The organism is Labrenzia sp. ATLA3, from assembly GCF_057180185.1.
On the sequence record NZ_JBXUKV010000001.1, the window covers coordinates 260043 to 275598 of the forward strand.

A 15556-nucleotide genomic window follows, 5' to 3' on the forward strand; every position below is an offset into this window, starting at 1 on the left:
CCCACCCTGTTTATCTGAGCCGTTAAATCTTCTTACGGCAACTGTTAATCCGTGAGGTTACTTACCACAGAGTAGTTGCTGATGAGCGGTGCGATAATTTGCAGGAACTTGCCAAGCTCAGCAGTCGGATGGTTCGAAACGAACAGGATGTCCTTGTCCCTCATCTCGAATTTCTGCGACAGGAAGAAGCCCTTGGGGTCACGAAGGCTCAACTTGTAGACAAGCGGCACGCTTTGCGTACCTGTCAGTTTGTCGGCAATTTGAGGCTTAAGCTTCCGCACGAGCGCCGCATCTTCGAAGCGGAACAGGAAGACGCCGTTCGCATCTGCACGGTCATCCCGCAGACCACCCACTGTCGCCAGCGCTTCGGCCATCGTTACCGTCTTTGTTCTGAACGGAACCAGCTGATTGGCCTTAAGAGCTCCGAAAGCGGAGAACGTGCGCGGGCGATGCGACAGCAGAATATTGTCGTTCGGCGCGACCAGAACGTTGTTTTCCGGATAATCGATGAGATCTTCCAGACGTGTGGTTCCTGCGCGGTTGCCGCGCTTCAGGGTCACCACGGTTTCGTAGGTTGCATCACGTGCGCCGCCTGCTTGCGCGACGAGGTCGAGAAGCCGTGTATTCCGAAGCGGTAGCGGATAAACGCCGGGCTTGGCGACATCGCCGACGACAACAGCGGTCGAACTCAGCTTGTCCCTCAGGGAAATGAGAACCTGCGGTTCAACGGCCTTTCCGACGAGCTTCTGCTGCACGGACTGGCGCAGACCTTCGATGCTCAGACCGGCAGCCCGGATGCGGCCAGCATAGGGCACGAAGATATAGCCGCTTTCGTCAACGACGGAGGGAATGTTGCTCGATCCACCACCGGCACTGCTGAACAGGCCGTCGGGCGACGCCTCCCAGATTGTAACGTTCAACGTATCACCAACGCCAAGGAGGGTCGAAGAACCGCCACTTCCCACACCGTGGAACTGGTTAGCGAACGCGAGCGGACGATAGCTCTTGATGGTATCAATGTTGGACGGGGAGACAACGACGACGGTATAATCGCCAGTCTGCGCACTGTTCTCGACGTCTTGTGACGAAATATTTATTGCAGCCGGACCTTCGCCCGGCAGGGCGGAGCATCCAAACAAAACCCCGGCAGCCGCCAATACTGACAAAAAACGCATTAGTACCCAATCCACCCATTTGCTGCCCAGTCTGGTAACACCCTCTTGGTAGGATGTCCAAGACGCATCGTGGCTTTCCCCGGGAGAAACCTACCGGCTGTGACTTTGCTGTAACACTACACCCGCTTTTCCTAGTGAATTGATAAAATTCCAATTTATCGTCTTCTGTTCGGCATGTGAGCGTCGATAATCGAATTCACCGCCTGAGCGCCCAACATCTCTTTTCGGGGTATCTTATGACCGCAAGCAACCGGCATGATGACATCAAAAACATTAAAAACCTCTCGTCAGAATTAACAAACTGGCTACGAGCTTCTGCCTTGCCGCTCTGGTCGACTGCAGGCATCGACCAGCAAACCAACACCACACTCGACGCCATCGATCTCAAGACCCAGGCCGGGCTACCAGTTCCGCGGCGCGCAAGGGTTGTGAACAGGCAGATCTATTCGTTGCTTGAAGGCAAGAAACTTGGGTGGACGGGCCCGGCCGAGGAAAGAGCGTCGGCGCTTTTCGACTGGTACACGGACACGTTCCTGATGCCGGAAGGACATTACGCTTCCAGTGTCGACATCGACAACAAGGTCACCGACTCGAGCTTCGACCTCTACAATCAGTCGTTCTCTCTTTTCGGTTTCGCACAGATTGCTGCGGCTCTACCGGACCGTAAAGCCAGCGCCATCCAAAATGCGGACAATTTGCTGAAACACCTGATGACGACCTATCGCCATCCGGAAGCCGGCTTTCAGGAAGCCTCTCCCGCACGAGTACCGCTTTGCTCCAATCCTCACATGCACATGTTCGAGGCCTGTCTGGCGTGGGAAGCCGTTGCCGAAAACGCCGGTTGGGCGGATTTGGCCGATGAAATTGCCGAACTCGCTCTCACACGCTTCATCGATCCGGTTTCCGGTGGGCTGCGGGAATTCTTCAACAGCGACTGGTCTTCGTTTGATGGTGACAAGGGCCGCGTCATGGAACCAGGCCATCAGTTTGAATGGGCCTGGCTGCTGACGAGATGGGGACAATCGCGAAAGGACGCAGGTGCCTTGATCGCAGCACGGCGCCTCTACGATATCGCCTGGACCTACGGCATAGATGAAAGCCGCGGCGTTGCCTTCATGGCCCTGAACGACGATTTTTCCGTTCGCGATCCGATGGCCCGCCTTTGGGGACAGACGGAATGGATCAAGGCAGCGATTGCACTGGCAGATGTCTCTACCGGAGCGGAACGCGATGCCTATCTTGCTGATATCCCCGAAGCCGTCCGGGCATTGCAGATTTACTTTGCCGACGTTCCAGCCGGTCTGTGGCGGGACAAGCTGGCTCCTGACGGAACCTTTACCGACGAGCCGGCACCGGCGAGTTCGCTCTATCATATCGTCTGTGCGATTTCCGAACTCCAGGACTTCGCAAGGACACTGTGACCTGACTGGTTGCCGTAAACCACAGACATGGCGAAACCAGAGCAGGAAAAGACGCATTCGGTCTTTTTCATTTCGAGACAGACCTCTATAGCTTGTCGCCGGTTTTAGTTATGCGCGCGACCAATGAGGAGGCCGAATGCCCAAGGCTCAGATCATCGATGGCAAGGCTATCGCGGAAAGTGTCAGGCAAGAAATCACCAACCGGGCAGCCAGGCTGCTGGAAACCAGCGGCAAACGCCCCGGTTTGGCGGTTGTCCTCGTGGGGGAAGACCCTGCGAGCCAGGTCTATGTCCGTAACAAGGACAGGGCGGCGGAGGCCTGCGGCTTTCACTCGGTCAAACACACCCTGGCGGCCGATACCAGCGAAGCCGATGTACTGGCGCTTGTCGACCAGTTGAACAACGATGCCGACATTCATGGCATTCTGGTGCAACTGCCGCTGCCCAAGCATATCGATGAAAGCAAGGTGCTGCGACTGATCCGGCCGGAGAAGGATGTCGATGGCTTCCACCCGGTCAATGTCGGTTTGCTGACGGCTGGTGAACTGGAGAGTGCTTTGGTGCCCTGCACCCCTGCCGGCAGCCTCATCCTGCTGAAGCGCGCACTGGGCGACACGCTTTCGGGCCTCAACGCAGTGGTGATCGGCCGGTCCAACATCGTTGGAAAACCCATGGCCAGCCTTCTGCTTCAGGAAAGCTGCACAGTCACGATTGCCCATAGCCGTACGAAAGACCTACCAAATGTCGTTCGCTCAGCGGACATCGTCGTTGCCGCGGTGGGCCGCCCGGAAATGATCAAGGGCGACTGGATCAAGCCAGGCGCGACCGTTGTCGATGTCGGCATCAACAGAATTCCAGCCCCGGAACGCGGGGAAGGCAAGACGCGGCTTGTTGGCGACGTCGCTTTTTCTGAAGCTGTCGACGTTGCCGGAGCAATTACACCGGTTCCTGGTGGCGTCGGCCCCATGACAATCGCCATGCTGATGGTCAACACCTTGACGGCTGCCCGCCGTCTACTTGGCCTTCCAGAAGAAGAAGCGCTTTTTTGAGTATTTACTCACTGACAAAAATACGCATGAAAGAAATAGCTGCTCGACCTATGAGCTCATCCTCTAAAGTGTTGTGCCACCTTCTCTCTTGAACTCGCTCCGGTGCCATGTTCTATCGTGTTTGTATTCGCTTAACCATGGCCCTTTAAGGTGTGTAACGTAGGGGCTGCAAAAGCAGATTGTTGAATTGCATAGTGACCAGATGCAATTCAACAGGCCAAATCAACAGGCGGCAGTGAGTGAAGGGTCTACCGTCTTGCAAGTCCGGCAAAGTCGCCGGCACGCGTTTCAACGCATTGTCTTCATTGGCAGCCCGGTTGGCTGGCGGTGCTTCTTTTGCTGCCTTGCGGCCAGCTGGCGCCGGTTTAGCCTGCGCCCTGCTTATGGCCGGATTGGTGCCGGCACATTCGTTTGAGATTTTCGGCTGGAAATTCTTCGAATCGGCGGAAGACGAGGAGAACGCGGTTCCCGATCCCCTGCCCTATGAAGCTGACCTCACGATTTCCGATGGCGCTGAAGACCTCTCCAACGAGCTGAAAGACGCCTCATTGCTGGTCCAGCAACAGGAAAAGCCGCCCTCCGGTGAAGCCGGTCTGCTTGCACGCTCTCTTTCCGATCGGGAACGGCTGGTAGCCCAACTCTATGCCGACGGCAGATACGGTGGCACAGTCGACATCACCCTTGCAGGCATTCCGTTGGAAACCGCCCTCGAGCAGAGCGACCTACCGGACGCCCGCCCTGTAAAGGTTGATATTCTGGTCAATCCTGGCCCGGTGTTCCGCTTCGGCAACATTGATGTGTCTTCCCAGCACGGCGATCTCTCGACAGACCCGTCTTTCTGGGGGCTGACCAAGGGCGACGTCGCTGACTCCGGCAAGATCCTCACGGCGGAAAAGCGCATGATCGTGCTGCTGCGTGAACGTGGATACCCGAAAGCGCGAATTGCCGAACGCAGGATTACCGCGGATCACAGCACGAAGACACTTGCCGTAACTCTCGTAGCCGACGCCGGCTATCAGGCACGCTTCGGCACCGTTTCCGTGAAGGGTACGGAAATTACCGACCCTGATTTCGTGGTCCAGCAAGCGATGCTGCCCGTTGGTAAAGTCTACTCTCCGGAAGATCTTGCGCGGGCACGCAAGCGCCTGAACGAACTCGGTATCTTCTCGTCCATCCGTCTGGTGGAAGGAGAAATCGAAGGCCCAGACGGCACCATGCCGGTCACAATCGAGGTGAGCGAACGCAAGCGCCACGTAATTGGTGCAGGTGCCTCCTGGTCCAGCACCGAAGGGTTCGGCGTCGAGTCCTATTGGCGCAGACGCAATCTTTTCGGAAGAGGCGAGCTGCTTTCTCTCGAAGGCTCTGTCGGCAGAATCGGCAATGAGAGCTTGCTCGACATGGAGTACTCCGCCCGAATTGCCTTTGAAAAGCCGGGCGTTTTCGGACCACTTACGAGTTTTTCCACCAGCCTGCAGGCACGCCAGGAACATCCAGACGCCTACAAGAGCCGGTCGATCACCTATGACGCCTTCCTCAATCGGGAATTTTCCGAGCAGCTGAAAGGCCGTGCAGGCGCGGAAGTCTTCTTCGCCAACGAAGATGATGCCTTCGGCGACAATGACTATTTTCTGATCGGTCTGCCTGCCGAACTGACGTTCGACAATCGCGATGACAAGCTCAATCCGTCCAAGGGCATCTTCGCAGCACTGTTTGCAGAGCCCGCATACGATGCCCTGAACAGCAATCCGATGGGTTTCATCAAGGGCACCGTTTCAAGTTACTATGCGCTTGATGAGGCCAAACGCTTCATTCTTGCGGGCCGCGTCTCTACTGGCACCATTCTGGCGCCATCCGTGGAATCGGTCCCCGCCAGCCGGCGCTTCATTGCAGGCGGTGGAGGCTCCATCAGGGGCTACGCCTATCGCAACGTTGGCCCTCGCAAGGACGGGCAGGTTATTGGCGGGCGCTCGATAATCGAGCTTTCCGGTGAAGTTCGGGTGATGGTAACTGAAACCATTGGAATTGTTGGATTTGTCGACGCAGGCAACGCCTATGAAGACAGTATTCCCGATTTTTCCGAGAGCCTGAAGGTGGGCGTCGGCGCTGGTGTGCGCTACTTTACTCCAATAGGCCCGCTTCGAGTCGATGCAGCGGTGCCTCTGGATCCGGGACAGGATGACCCGGATTTTGCCCTTTATGTCGGTTTGAGCCAGGCGTTCTAACGCACATGCGTTTTCTAAAACTTTCCTTACGGATCTTCGGATTCCTGATCGCGCTTGCGATCGCTGTTCCCGTTCTTGCCCTCGGTGCCCTGCAGGTACCGGCGGGACGCACCTTCGTGTCGAATGTCGTCAGTTCGCTTGCGTCTTCCGACAATCAGGCCATCACGATTGAAGGTCTCTACATCAGCTTCGGGTTGAATGCCGAAGTCGGCAAGGTCTCGCTGGCGGACCAGGAAGGAACCTGGCTGAATGTGGAGGATATCGCAGCCGACTGGCATCCTATTCGGCTGCTTTCCGGCGACCTTGACATCTCTTCTTTGACGGCACACCGGATTGACCTGGAGAGAACACCTGTCTCGCCGCCGGCAGAAGAAACCGGAGCGGTGGAGGAAAGCAGCGCTTCTGGTGGTTTCTCACTGCCCTTCAACGTCACTCTCGACCGCCTGAGCCTTGACGAAATCAATCTTGGCGCACCGCTTCTCGGTGCGCCGATTTCCCTGACGGCTGCCGGGTCTGGCTCGTTCGCACTCGATCCGGCTCTTGTGACGGCCGATCTTGACGTGCACCGGATTGACGGCATCGAAGCCGGCCTCATGGCCAAGGCGCAGTTTGAACCTGCGGCCGAAACGCTGGCCTTCGATATTGAAGCCTCAGAGCCGCGCGGTGGCCTGGCGGCACGTCTGCTTGAAGTGCCCGACCTGCCTGCGCTGGATCTATCCCTCAAGGGCGATGGACCACTGACCGACTGGGCGGCAAAACTGAGTCTGGCCCTGGACGGCAGAACCACCGTCACCGGGTCTGCCCGCATCGAGGAAAAAGCGTCCGAACGGCATCTGGCTTTCGACCTGGACGGCGACCTGGCCCCCCTTGCGCCTCCTGCAGCGCAAGCCTTTCTGCTCGGTACGACGAATGCAAAAGGGTCTGCCAAGTTCTCAACGGAGTTTGCGCCTCTGGCAGCAAACCTGACATTGAAAACGCAGACGGTTTCCCTTGACGCAAAAGCGGATCTGGAAAACGACGCTGTGAATGCAACCGCAGATCTTTCTGTTGGTGCCGGAAACGGTGCGCTGATCGCGGTCGATCTGGGCGAGCGGCGCATTGCGTTTGGCCCATTAAACGGATCGATCCGTGTTTCGGGGCAACAGTCCGCAGTCGACTGGAAAACCGACATCGATCTGAAGTCCCTCCAGACCACGGAAGCAAGAACCGGAGCCCTGACGCTGACAGCTTTCGGAAACGGCGCAGACCTTTCCGAAGGCGTGATGACCTCTCCCTTTTCGCTGACGCTCGTCGTTGACCAACTGGAAGGCATTACGCCACAGACAGCCCCCCTGACGGGCTCCCTCGAATTGAAATCGAAGGGAACCTTGAATGGTGCCGATCAGTCGGCGGACATCAAGGACCTGACCCTGTCGACCGCAGTCGGCAGGCTTGCTCTGTCGGATACAAGTCTTTCGGCTGACAATATTGACGGATCCGGCAGACTTTCCCTTGCCGACCTTTCCGCTCTTTCCGGTCTGGCAGGCCGCGACCTCACGGGCTCATTGGACGGCACATTCTCGCTGGACCTCGATCCCTCTCAATTGTCGGGCACGATCACCAGCGCCCTTGTCGCCAAGGACATCACCACGGCAATGCCACAGGCCGACGCCCTTCTGGAAGGCGAGACACGCGTTGACGTTTCTGTCGATCTTGAGGGATCGGACGACATTGCTGTCACCAGCCTCGCCGTTTCGAACAAGGCACTGGAAGCCAAAGGAGACGCGCGCTACCAGCAGAACGAACTCAGCTCCAGCCTGACTGCCAGCCTTGCCGATCTTTCAAAGGTCGATCCGCAACTTGCGGGCTCTCTGGATCTTGAAGCCAGCACGAAGGGGCCACTCAATGCACTCGAAGTGCAGGCCCTTGCCTCTTCGAAACAGATCATGCTCGCCGGAACGCCTCTGGACGACCTAGACCTTTCTGCGGAGGCAACTGCCAACCCTGCCGCTCCAACGGCCAAGATTACCAGCAGCGCCAGTCTGAACGGCCAACCCATTGCCGTCGATGTCGAACTTACCAGCAAGGATGGCGGCGCAAGTGTCAGCCCCCTTTCCGTAAAGCTGGCTGGCAATACCGTAACCGGCTCACTTTCCCTCGCGGACCTCAACAAACCGGTCGAGACGCTTAAAGGCACCTTGAACATAGATGCCCCGGATCTTGCCTCGCTTTCCCCGCTGCTCCTGACGGAAATAGCCGGACAAGTTCAGGGAACCGTGACCGCAACCCCGGAAACGCAGCAACTTGCTTTCGATGTGTCCGGCAAAGATATCAGTGTTCCGTCGGTCAGCATTGGCAGCGTAAAGCTGAAAGCCAACCTGAAGGCCCCCTATGCACCACAAACCGTTAAAGCGGATATCGAACTTTCCGACATCCTGACGGATGCCACCCCGGTCCATGCCGTGAAGCTTCAAGCTCAGCCGCAAGATGGGGGAACCTCGATCACGGCGGATGTCAAGCTGGACAAGAACGGCAAGGACGGTGTGACGTTGGCCGCGCAGGTAAACGAACCGGAAGCCGGGTCTTACGTCGTCGCCCTATCGGACCTTGCGATGCGCTATCAGGGCATTGCCAGCCAGTTGAAAAACCCGACGACGATATCCTACGCCGACGGCGAAGCGACGATCGAACCTATGGAGCTTCAGCTTGGCAACGGGTCGCTTGCGGTTTCCGGAAAGGCGGGTGAAAGGCTTGACCTGAGCGCGGACCTGAAATCCATCCCGCTCAACCTGGCCAACGCCTTTGTGCCATCGCTGGGGCTTGGCGGCTCGCTTTCAGGTAACGTTTCCGCGACCGGCAGTTCGTCTGCTCCCGAAGCGAAATGGTCGATTTCCGGTTCAGGTTTGACAGCAAGCGAGTTGCGCAAAAACGGTCTTGCGGCGCTCGACCTGACAACCTCAGGCACCTTGAAGGACAACAGGATCAAACAGACGACCAAGGTCACGGATCCAAATGGCCTGAACCTGACCGCTGCCGGAACCGTCGGCTTGCAGAAACCAAATCCGATCTCGCTCACCCTGAACGGGACCGTTCCGACCGCGGCCCTCAGGCGTCCGATGCTCAATTCCGGTCTGCGCGGCGAAGGCACAATTGCATTGAGCGGAAATGTCGGTGGCACCGCAGCAGCGCCCACATATCAAATCACCGCAACACCAAACAGTTTGAAGATCACCAGCCTGTCGACCGGTATTACCGTACAGAACATCCGCGGCACGGCATCTGTCAGCCAGAGCCAGGCCTCGCTCAATGGCATTGCGGGCGATCTGGCGACTGGCGGTTCGATGTCGGCTTCCGGAACCGTGGGCATGAAGGATGGTTTCCCGGCAGACCTCAGCCTCAAACTGGCAAATGGGCGCTATGTCGATCCTGGCCTGGTAACGGCGGAAGTCGATGCGGATCTCAAGGTTTCAGGGCCGCTTGCCTCCACAAGCTCCTCGGCCCTGATCAGCGGAAAGGTATCGATCAAAAAAGCGGACGTCTCCATTCCCGAATATCTTCCTGGTGCCATTCCCCCAGTCGATGTCCGGCACATCAATGCCCCTAAGGCCGTCCAGCAGCAGGTTGCCGATCTGGGTGGAGAGGCTCCGCAAACACAGACACAGCAAAAGACTTTCCCCCCGCGCCTGGACATTGTCCTGTCCGCGCCCGGACGGATTTTCATTCGCGGCCGAGGCCTTGATGCGGAACTTCAGGGCGATCTGAAGATCGTCGGCACGACCGCGTCTCCGCAGGCCATTGGTGGTTTCGGGTTGAAACGCGGCCAACTCGATATTCTCACCCGCCGTCTGATCTTCTCACGCGGCAATGCCACGTTCGAGGGCTCGTTGACACCCGTCCTTGATTTCGCGGCGGCGACCGTGGTGAGCGATACAACCATCACCGTCACCGTAAGCGGTCAGGCAGACGATCCTCAGATCGCGTTCTCCTCGTCCCCCGAACTGCCCCAGGACGAGGTGCTTGCCCTGCTTCTGTTTGGCAAAAGCGTCGGCAACCTGTCGCCCACACAGGTGGCACGCCTTGCGGCAGCCATCGCCACACTCACGGGTGGCAGCGATAACGGACCGCTTGCAACGATCCGGAAATCTCTCGGTCTGGATGCCATCGACATCAACACGGACGGAGAAAACGGCCCCTCGGTCGCCGTCGGAAAATACATAAATGACAATATTTATGTTGGCGTCGAACAGGGAACGGGAACCGGCTCTAGCCGTGTGAAGGTCGATATTGATCTGGATCGCGGATTGAAGGTGCGCGGCGAAGTTGGTGCGGACGGTTCTTCAAAGGCCGGCATCTTTTTTGAACGGGAATACTGAAGCGGCCCCCTTGTCCTCGCAAATCTTACAGGGTCAGAGCGTGTAGCCGCCGCGGGAAACCGCTATTGCGACAAATTTCCCGACAGCTGTTGCGGTGGCCTCGTGTCTCGTGCGAGTGTGCCCGCATGATCAAACAAAATGGAAGTAATGCTCCGTCCTATCCGGAGGAAACCGTTTTTTCGGTGACGGAGTCAGCTGGGAATGACGGGAGTGACATCATGTCGGTGAACAGCAGTGACTACACTCTGGGAGAGCGAATCTGCAAGGCACGAGATGCCTCCAGTCTTTCGACCGCCCAGCTTGCGCGTCGCCTGGGCATCAAGACCTCCACTCTGCAAAGCTGGGAAAGCGACCGCTCTGAGCCGCGCTCCAACAAGCTTGTATTGCTTGCTGGCATCCTGAATGTCAGCCCGACCTGGCTGCTCGTTGGCCGGGGTACACCTCCGTTCTCGGAAAACACCCCAACATCTGATCTCGACAGCATGCGCGTCGCCCTCGACCGGGTGCAACGCCAGGCTCAGACGCTTGCCGATGAGATTGCAGCACTTCAGGACCGGCTCGACGCCTGATCCTTCTTTCTTGTCGCCCGTTCATTGGACCTCCGCTCGCTACCTCTGAAGAGAGCGGGTGACGTATGCCGTTTGCGAGAACGGCAGGTCTGGAGTATCAAGGTCATTGAGACCAAGGTCTTTGCTGCATCCGTCAGCGCGAAGACCTCGAGCGGTGCGTGATGGGAGAACTGCTGCCAAGTCGGATGTCAGTCACTTGTCTCGTGTCTCATTTTGCGTGGCCCCATACGCTTGGCCGGGGAAATCCCTTGCCAGACCTCGCGCCTCCCCCCTATCTCTATGGACAACGCTCTCATGGCCGGGCTCGAGTGACTGTCCGAAAGCTGGCCCCACCAGACTTTCTGGCTTCGCTTTCTGTGTTCAACCGGACACAGTCCTTGCCGTGAGATCTTCAGACCGAAAGCGTCTGCCCCTATCACGGTTCAGGAAACTTCCCATGTCATTGAATGCTGCACTCTTGAAGGAAAAGGTGTTTATCGACGGCGCATGGAGCGACGCGGACAGCGGCCAGACCGTTGCCGTTACCAATCCGGCGACCGAAGAGACAATCGGTACAGTGCCCTTCTGCGGCCGGCCTGAAACCGCCAGAGCGATTGCAGCGGCCGAAGCTGCCCTCCCCGGCTGGAAGGCGCTTACCGCAGAAGCACGAGCCACACACATGCACGCGCTGTGCGATGCCATCATGGCCGACCTTGATGATCTTGCCGTCCTTCTGACCACTGAAATGGGCAAGCCGCTGGCCGAGGCCAAGGGCGAAATCTCGCTTGGTGTGAAATACATCCGTTTCTTTGCCGAGGAAGGGAAACGGATCTACGGCGACACCATTCCCTCACCCTGGGCAGACCGGCGTATTCTGGTCACCAAGGAACCGGTTGGTGTTGTCGGCTCGATCACACCCTGGAATTTTCCGAATTCGATGATCGCTCGCAAGCTCGGGGCAGCTCTTGCGGCAGGCTGCACCATGGTGATGAAGCCTGCCGAATTTACGCCGTTCTCCGCACTGGTCTACGGCGTGATGGCGGAAAAAGTCGGCCTTCCAAAAGGAGTGATCAACATCGTCACCGGCGATGCGCCGGCAATTGGCGAAGAGATGTGCGAGAACCCGGCGCTGCGCAAGCTGACCTTCACCGGCTCGACCCGTGTCGGCAAGTTGCTGGCAGGCAATGCCGGCCGGAACATGAAGAAGATCTCGATGGAACTGGGCGGCAACGCGCCCTTTATCGTTTTCGATGACGCAGATCTCGACCGGGCTGTAGACGGAGCAATTGCCAGCAAGTTTCGCAACTCCGGACAGACCTGTGTCTGTGCCAACAGGCTGTATGTGCAGGCAGGTGTCTATGATGCTTTTGCGCAAAAGCTCAAGGCAGCGATGGATGCGCAACTGCAGGTGGGCAATGGTCTCGATGCAGGGGTCACACAGGGGCCCTTGATCAACGAAGCCGCAGTCGACAAGGTTTCCAGCCACGTAGAGGATGCCCTGTCCAAGGGCGGTGAGCTGGTAACGGGCGGGCGTCGCCCCAATGGTCCGGGAACATTCTTCGAGCCGACACTGATCACCAACGCAAGCTCCGAGATGAAAGTGGCCCGAGAAGAAACCTTCGGCCCGCTTGCCGTCCTCTTCAAGTTCGACACTGAAGAAGAAGCCATCCGTCTTGCCAACGACACCGAATTTGGCCTCGCCTGCTACTTCTATTCCAAGGACCTTGGCCGCACCTTCCGTGTCATGGAGCAGCTTCAGTATGGTCTCGTCGGCGTCAACGAAGGTGTCATCACTACAGAAGTCGCACCGTTCGGCGGCGTCAAGGACAGCGGCATGGGCAACGAAGGCTCAAAGTACGGTCTGGATGACTATCTGAACGTCAAATACAGTTGTATCGGCGGCCTCGGCATGTAGGCCTTTAACGTCTGGCGTCCCGGCCTCGTGCCAGGACATCTTTAAGCGGCCTTGAGGAGCAACGACTGAAGTTGCGCGGAACTCATGGGACGCCCGAAGAAATACCCCTGGCCGTATACGCAGCCCAGGTCGCGCAGCTTCTCCGCCTGTTCGGCGGTTTCGATCCCTTCGACGAGGACAGACATTCCATGGCCTTTGGCCATATGGAGCACCGCCTCAATCACAGAGACATCCTGCTTGTTGGCGATTGACTCACGAACGAATGTCTTGTCGAGCTTGATTTTTGAAAACGGATACTTCGGCAGATAGCCGAGCGAGGAATAGCCGGTTCCGAAATCGTCGAGCGAGAAATTGCAGCCGAATGCGCGCATTTCCTCCATCGCGAATTTCAGGTCGATTGTTTCATCGATGAACAGGGACTCCGTAATCTCAAGATCCAGACGTTCAGACGGAAATCCCGTTCTCTGCAAGGCTTCCTCAACGGTGGCAACGAGATTGCCGCGCGTGAACTGAACAGCCGATACATTGATGGACAGCCTGAGACCGTTCGACCAGGTCAGTGCCTCTTTCATTCCCCTGTTGAGCGCCCAGGCCCCCAGCTCCACGATGTATCCGTTTTCCTCGGCTATCGGGATGAATTCGACGGGTGAGATCGGTCCGAGTTCCCGGTGGTCCCATCTCAGCAAGGCCTCGACACCGAAGATCGACTGGTCGGCTAGATTGGTCAGGGGCTGATAGACCATATGGAGTTCGTCCCGGACAATCGCCTTGAAGAGTTCGGTTTCCAGTTGGCGGCGGCGTTGCAGCGCCGCATCCATTTCCGGCAAAAAGCGCAAGACTGGCGAACGGCTGTCGCGCCGTACCTTGGCCAGGGCGTTGCCCGACTTCTTCATCAGATGTTCGGGCGTGATATCACCTCTGGAGACGATGTACCCGAACTTGAGTTGCACCGAGACCCTGGCACCTTCGATCTTGTAGTCCTCGCCAATGACCTCCTGTAGCGCCTCGATCAAGTCCAGATCCTGATCCGTCTCACATCGAAAGACACCGGCGAATACGTCTGCGGTCATGGCGCCCCATGTCACCCGTGACGAAAGGTGGTTTTTCAGGCGCATCGCAACGGTTTCACGAAGCTGGTCACCGTAGGAAAACCCGAGCGATGCAACGATCTGATCAAAATTTGCAATCGTGAACTGCACCAGACAAACCTCCTCGTCTGTCCCGCGAGCAAGTTTGAGTGTTGCAGCAATCTTTTCTTCAAAACCGTTCCGGTTGAACAGTCCGGTGCCAGGGTCGAACCGCGCAAGATAGGCCAGCCGTTCAGCGGATTCCTTTTCTTCCGTCACGTCTCTGCACGTGAGACAGGCCACCGCTTCCGTTTCAACATCTCTCAGCTTCTTCGATTTCGCTATCGTGTGCACAGAGCGCGTGACGACGTATTCGATGAACCGGCGGCGCCCGTCGTCCAGGCGCATATCCAGGACCTTGGTCACCGGCTGCCGGTTTTCCGGGTTGGCAAGCACAGACTGGGCTTCCTCAACCAGTTCCAGCGGTAGGACGGACCTTGCCGCCTTGCCGACCAGGCTTTCGCTTTGAAACAGTTTTCGAGCCATCTGACTGGCAGCAGAAACCTGTCCATCGCTCTGAACAACGACGATTGCATCGAAGCTGTCGTCAAACACCAGGCCAAGTATGCGCTCGCTGTTGCGGCGTCTGACATTTGCAATGTGAGAGAGAAATTTGTGAAAGCCGAGTTCCCGCAAAACGATGCTGGCGGCAGCAAGCATAAGGATCAGATGAGCGCTTGCAGTCGGCACAAGAATGGGAGACGACTTCTGAATGGCAATGGCCGTAACTTCGAACGTGATCGCGCACAGCGAAAGAATGCCGATCTTCAGGGCCCAGCCTTCGATCTTGGTCAGCAGCAGAACGAAAAACACAAACACCGCGAGGAGGATCGTGATCCACTCGCCCCGAATTTCGATGGCCCTGTTCTGCAAGAGCGTTTCGGCACCAAGGGCCTGAATAACGCTGCCTGGCAGCACATCGTAGACGGGAACGGGAAAAAGATCGCGAAGCTCCTGCGCGCTTGCGCCAACGATTACCTTCTTGTCGAGAAAGAGCCCCGGGGCCGGCGTACCTTTAAGGACATCCACAAGGGACACCCTCTCCAGGCCATCCAGAGAAATACTGTAATCGAGGCCAAAACTCCCGAATGTGTTCCCGGTGTGCTCCCCCAGCAGAGCGGCCGCAGATACTTCTGAATTTCCGTTGATTTCAAAGCCGTAGAGATTCCGCCAGATGCGGCTGTCGGATTCCATCGGCACCATGACGACAACCGGCCAGGCCCCCTTCATCAGTTCGCCGATGGGCTGGTTGACGATCTCACCGGAATTTTGGTCGGATGAAGCAGCCTGTTGAAAGACAGCAAGGCTGACGTTGCCAGCACGCTCTATGGCGTCTGCAAACAGCGCGTCGTCTTCCGGATTGGAGGCAGAACTGAAGTCGACATCGAATACGATGTCGCGTGCGCCGGCTTCGGCCAAATGGTCCGTGAGCTCTGCATAAAGTCGGCGGGGCAATGGCCATACGCCAAGTTCATTCAAGCTTCTGGCATCAATATCAACGACCACAAGGTCGCCGGTAACCGGCCTATGGATGCTTTGAAAGCGGAATTCCCAAAGAAACCGGTCAAAGGCGGTTGTCAGAGCAACTGATCGCAGAACGGCGACGGTAGCGATGACGCCGATCACGATAAGAATCGCACTCGCAATTCTTTTCAGCCGCTCCGAGCTAACGATCAGCACACCCACCGCCCCACTTTCTCATTCAGCACGCAATCAGCTGACAACAGCACTGCGCTGTCTTGAGGCGT

At 57.4% G+C, this 15556-nt stretch carries 8 protein-coding genes; 6 read left to right on the forward strand and 2 right to left on the reverse strand.

Going from position 1 to position 15556, the window contains the following annotated elements:
* Window positions 1–44 precede the first annotated feature (44 nt).
* Window positions 45–1175: an SLBB domain-containing protein gene (locus AC2A6O_RS01150; RefSeq protein ID WP_498925414.1), complete on the reverse strand. Its 1131-nt coding sequence runs from the start codon at window positions 1173–1175 to the stop codon at window positions 45–47.
* A 236-nt stretch (window positions 1176–1411) separates the two neighbouring features.
* Here AC2A6O_RS01150 and AC2A6O_RS01155 point away from each other — a divergent pair, with 236 nt between their 5' ends.
* From AC2A6O_RS01155 to AC2A6O_RS01180, 6 genes are all read left to right on the forward strand, one after another.
* Window positions 1412–2596, forward strand: a complete 1185-nt coding sequence (locus tag AC2A6O_RS01155; RefSeq protein WP_498925415.1) for an AGE family epimerase/isomerase — start codon at window positions 1412–1414, stop codon at window positions 2594–2596.
* 136 nt (window positions 2597–2732) lie between these two features.
* Window positions 2733–3644, forward strand: a complete 912-nt coding sequence (folD, locus tag AC2A6O_RS01160) for a bifunctional methylenetetrahydrofolate dehydrogenase/methenyltetrahydrofolate cyclohydrolase FolD (protein ID WP_498925416.1) — start codon at window positions 2733–2735, stop codon at window positions 3642–3644.
* Window positions 3645–4039: 395 nt separating this feature from the next.
* On the forward strand, window positions 4040–5866 hold the full coding sequence (locus tag AC2A6O_RS01165; RefSeq protein WP_498925417.1) for an autotransporter assembly complex protein TamA: 1827 nt from the start codon (window positions 4040–4042) through the stop codon (window positions 5864–5866).
* A 5-nt stretch (window positions 5867–5871) separates the two neighbouring features.
* Complete coding sequence (locus AC2A6O_RS01170) at window positions 5872–10218, forward strand: translocation/assembly module TamB domain-containing protein (RefSeq protein WP_498925418.1); 4347 nt, start codon at window positions 5872–5874, stop codon at window positions 10216–10218.
* 218 nt (window positions 10219–10436) lie between these two features.
* Complete coding sequence (locus AC2A6O_RS01175) at window positions 10437–10787, forward strand: helix-turn-helix domain-containing protein (RefSeq protein ID WP_209001334.1); 351 nt, start codon at window positions 10437–10439, stop codon at window positions 10785–10787.
* Between the two features lie 436 nt (window positions 10788–11223).
* Window positions 11224–12681 carry an NAD-dependent succinate-semialdehyde dehydrogenase gene (locus tag AC2A6O_RS01180; protein ID WP_498925419.1) on the forward strand — a complete coding sequence of 486 codons (1458 nt, stop codon included), beginning with the start codon at window positions 11224–11226 and terminating at the stop codon, window positions 12679–12681.
* Window positions 12682–12722: 41 nt separating this feature from the next.
* Here the strand turns inward: AC2A6O_RS01180 and AC2A6O_RS01185 are convergent, their stop codons facing one another.
* Window positions 12723–15488 carry an EAL domain-containing protein gene (locus AC2A6O_RS01185; protein ID WP_498925420.1) on the reverse strand — a complete coding sequence of 922 codons (2766 nt, stop codon included), beginning with the start codon at window positions 15486–15488 and terminating at the stop codon, window positions 12723–12725.
* Between the last annotated feature and the right edge of the window lie 68 nt (window positions 15489–15556).

Coding starts and splice junctions, on each gene's coding strand:
- AC2A6O_RS01175 (WP_209001334.1), top strand. CDS start 10,437: ATGTCGGTGAACAGCAGTGACTACACTCTGGGAGAGCGAATCTGCAAG.
- AC2A6O_RS01150 (WP_498925414.1), bottom strand. CDS start 1,175: ATGCGTTTTTTGTCAGTATTGGCGGCTGCCGGGGTTTTGTTTGGATGC.
- folD (WP_498925416.1), top strand. CDS start 2,733: ATGCCCAAGGCTCAGATCATCGATGGCAAGGCTATCGCGGAAAGTGTC.
- AC2A6O_RS01155 (WP_498925415.1), top strand. CDS start 1,412: ATGACCGCAAGCAACCGGCATGATGACATCAAAAACATTAAAAACCTC.
- AC2A6O_RS01180 (WP_498925419.1), top strand. CDS start 11,224: ATGTCATTGAATGCTGCACTCTTGAAGGAAAAGGTGTTTATCGACGGC.
- AC2A6O_RS01170 (WP_498925418.1), top strand. CDS start 5,872: ATGCGTTTTCTAAAACTTTCCTTACGGATCTTCGGATTCCTGATCGCG.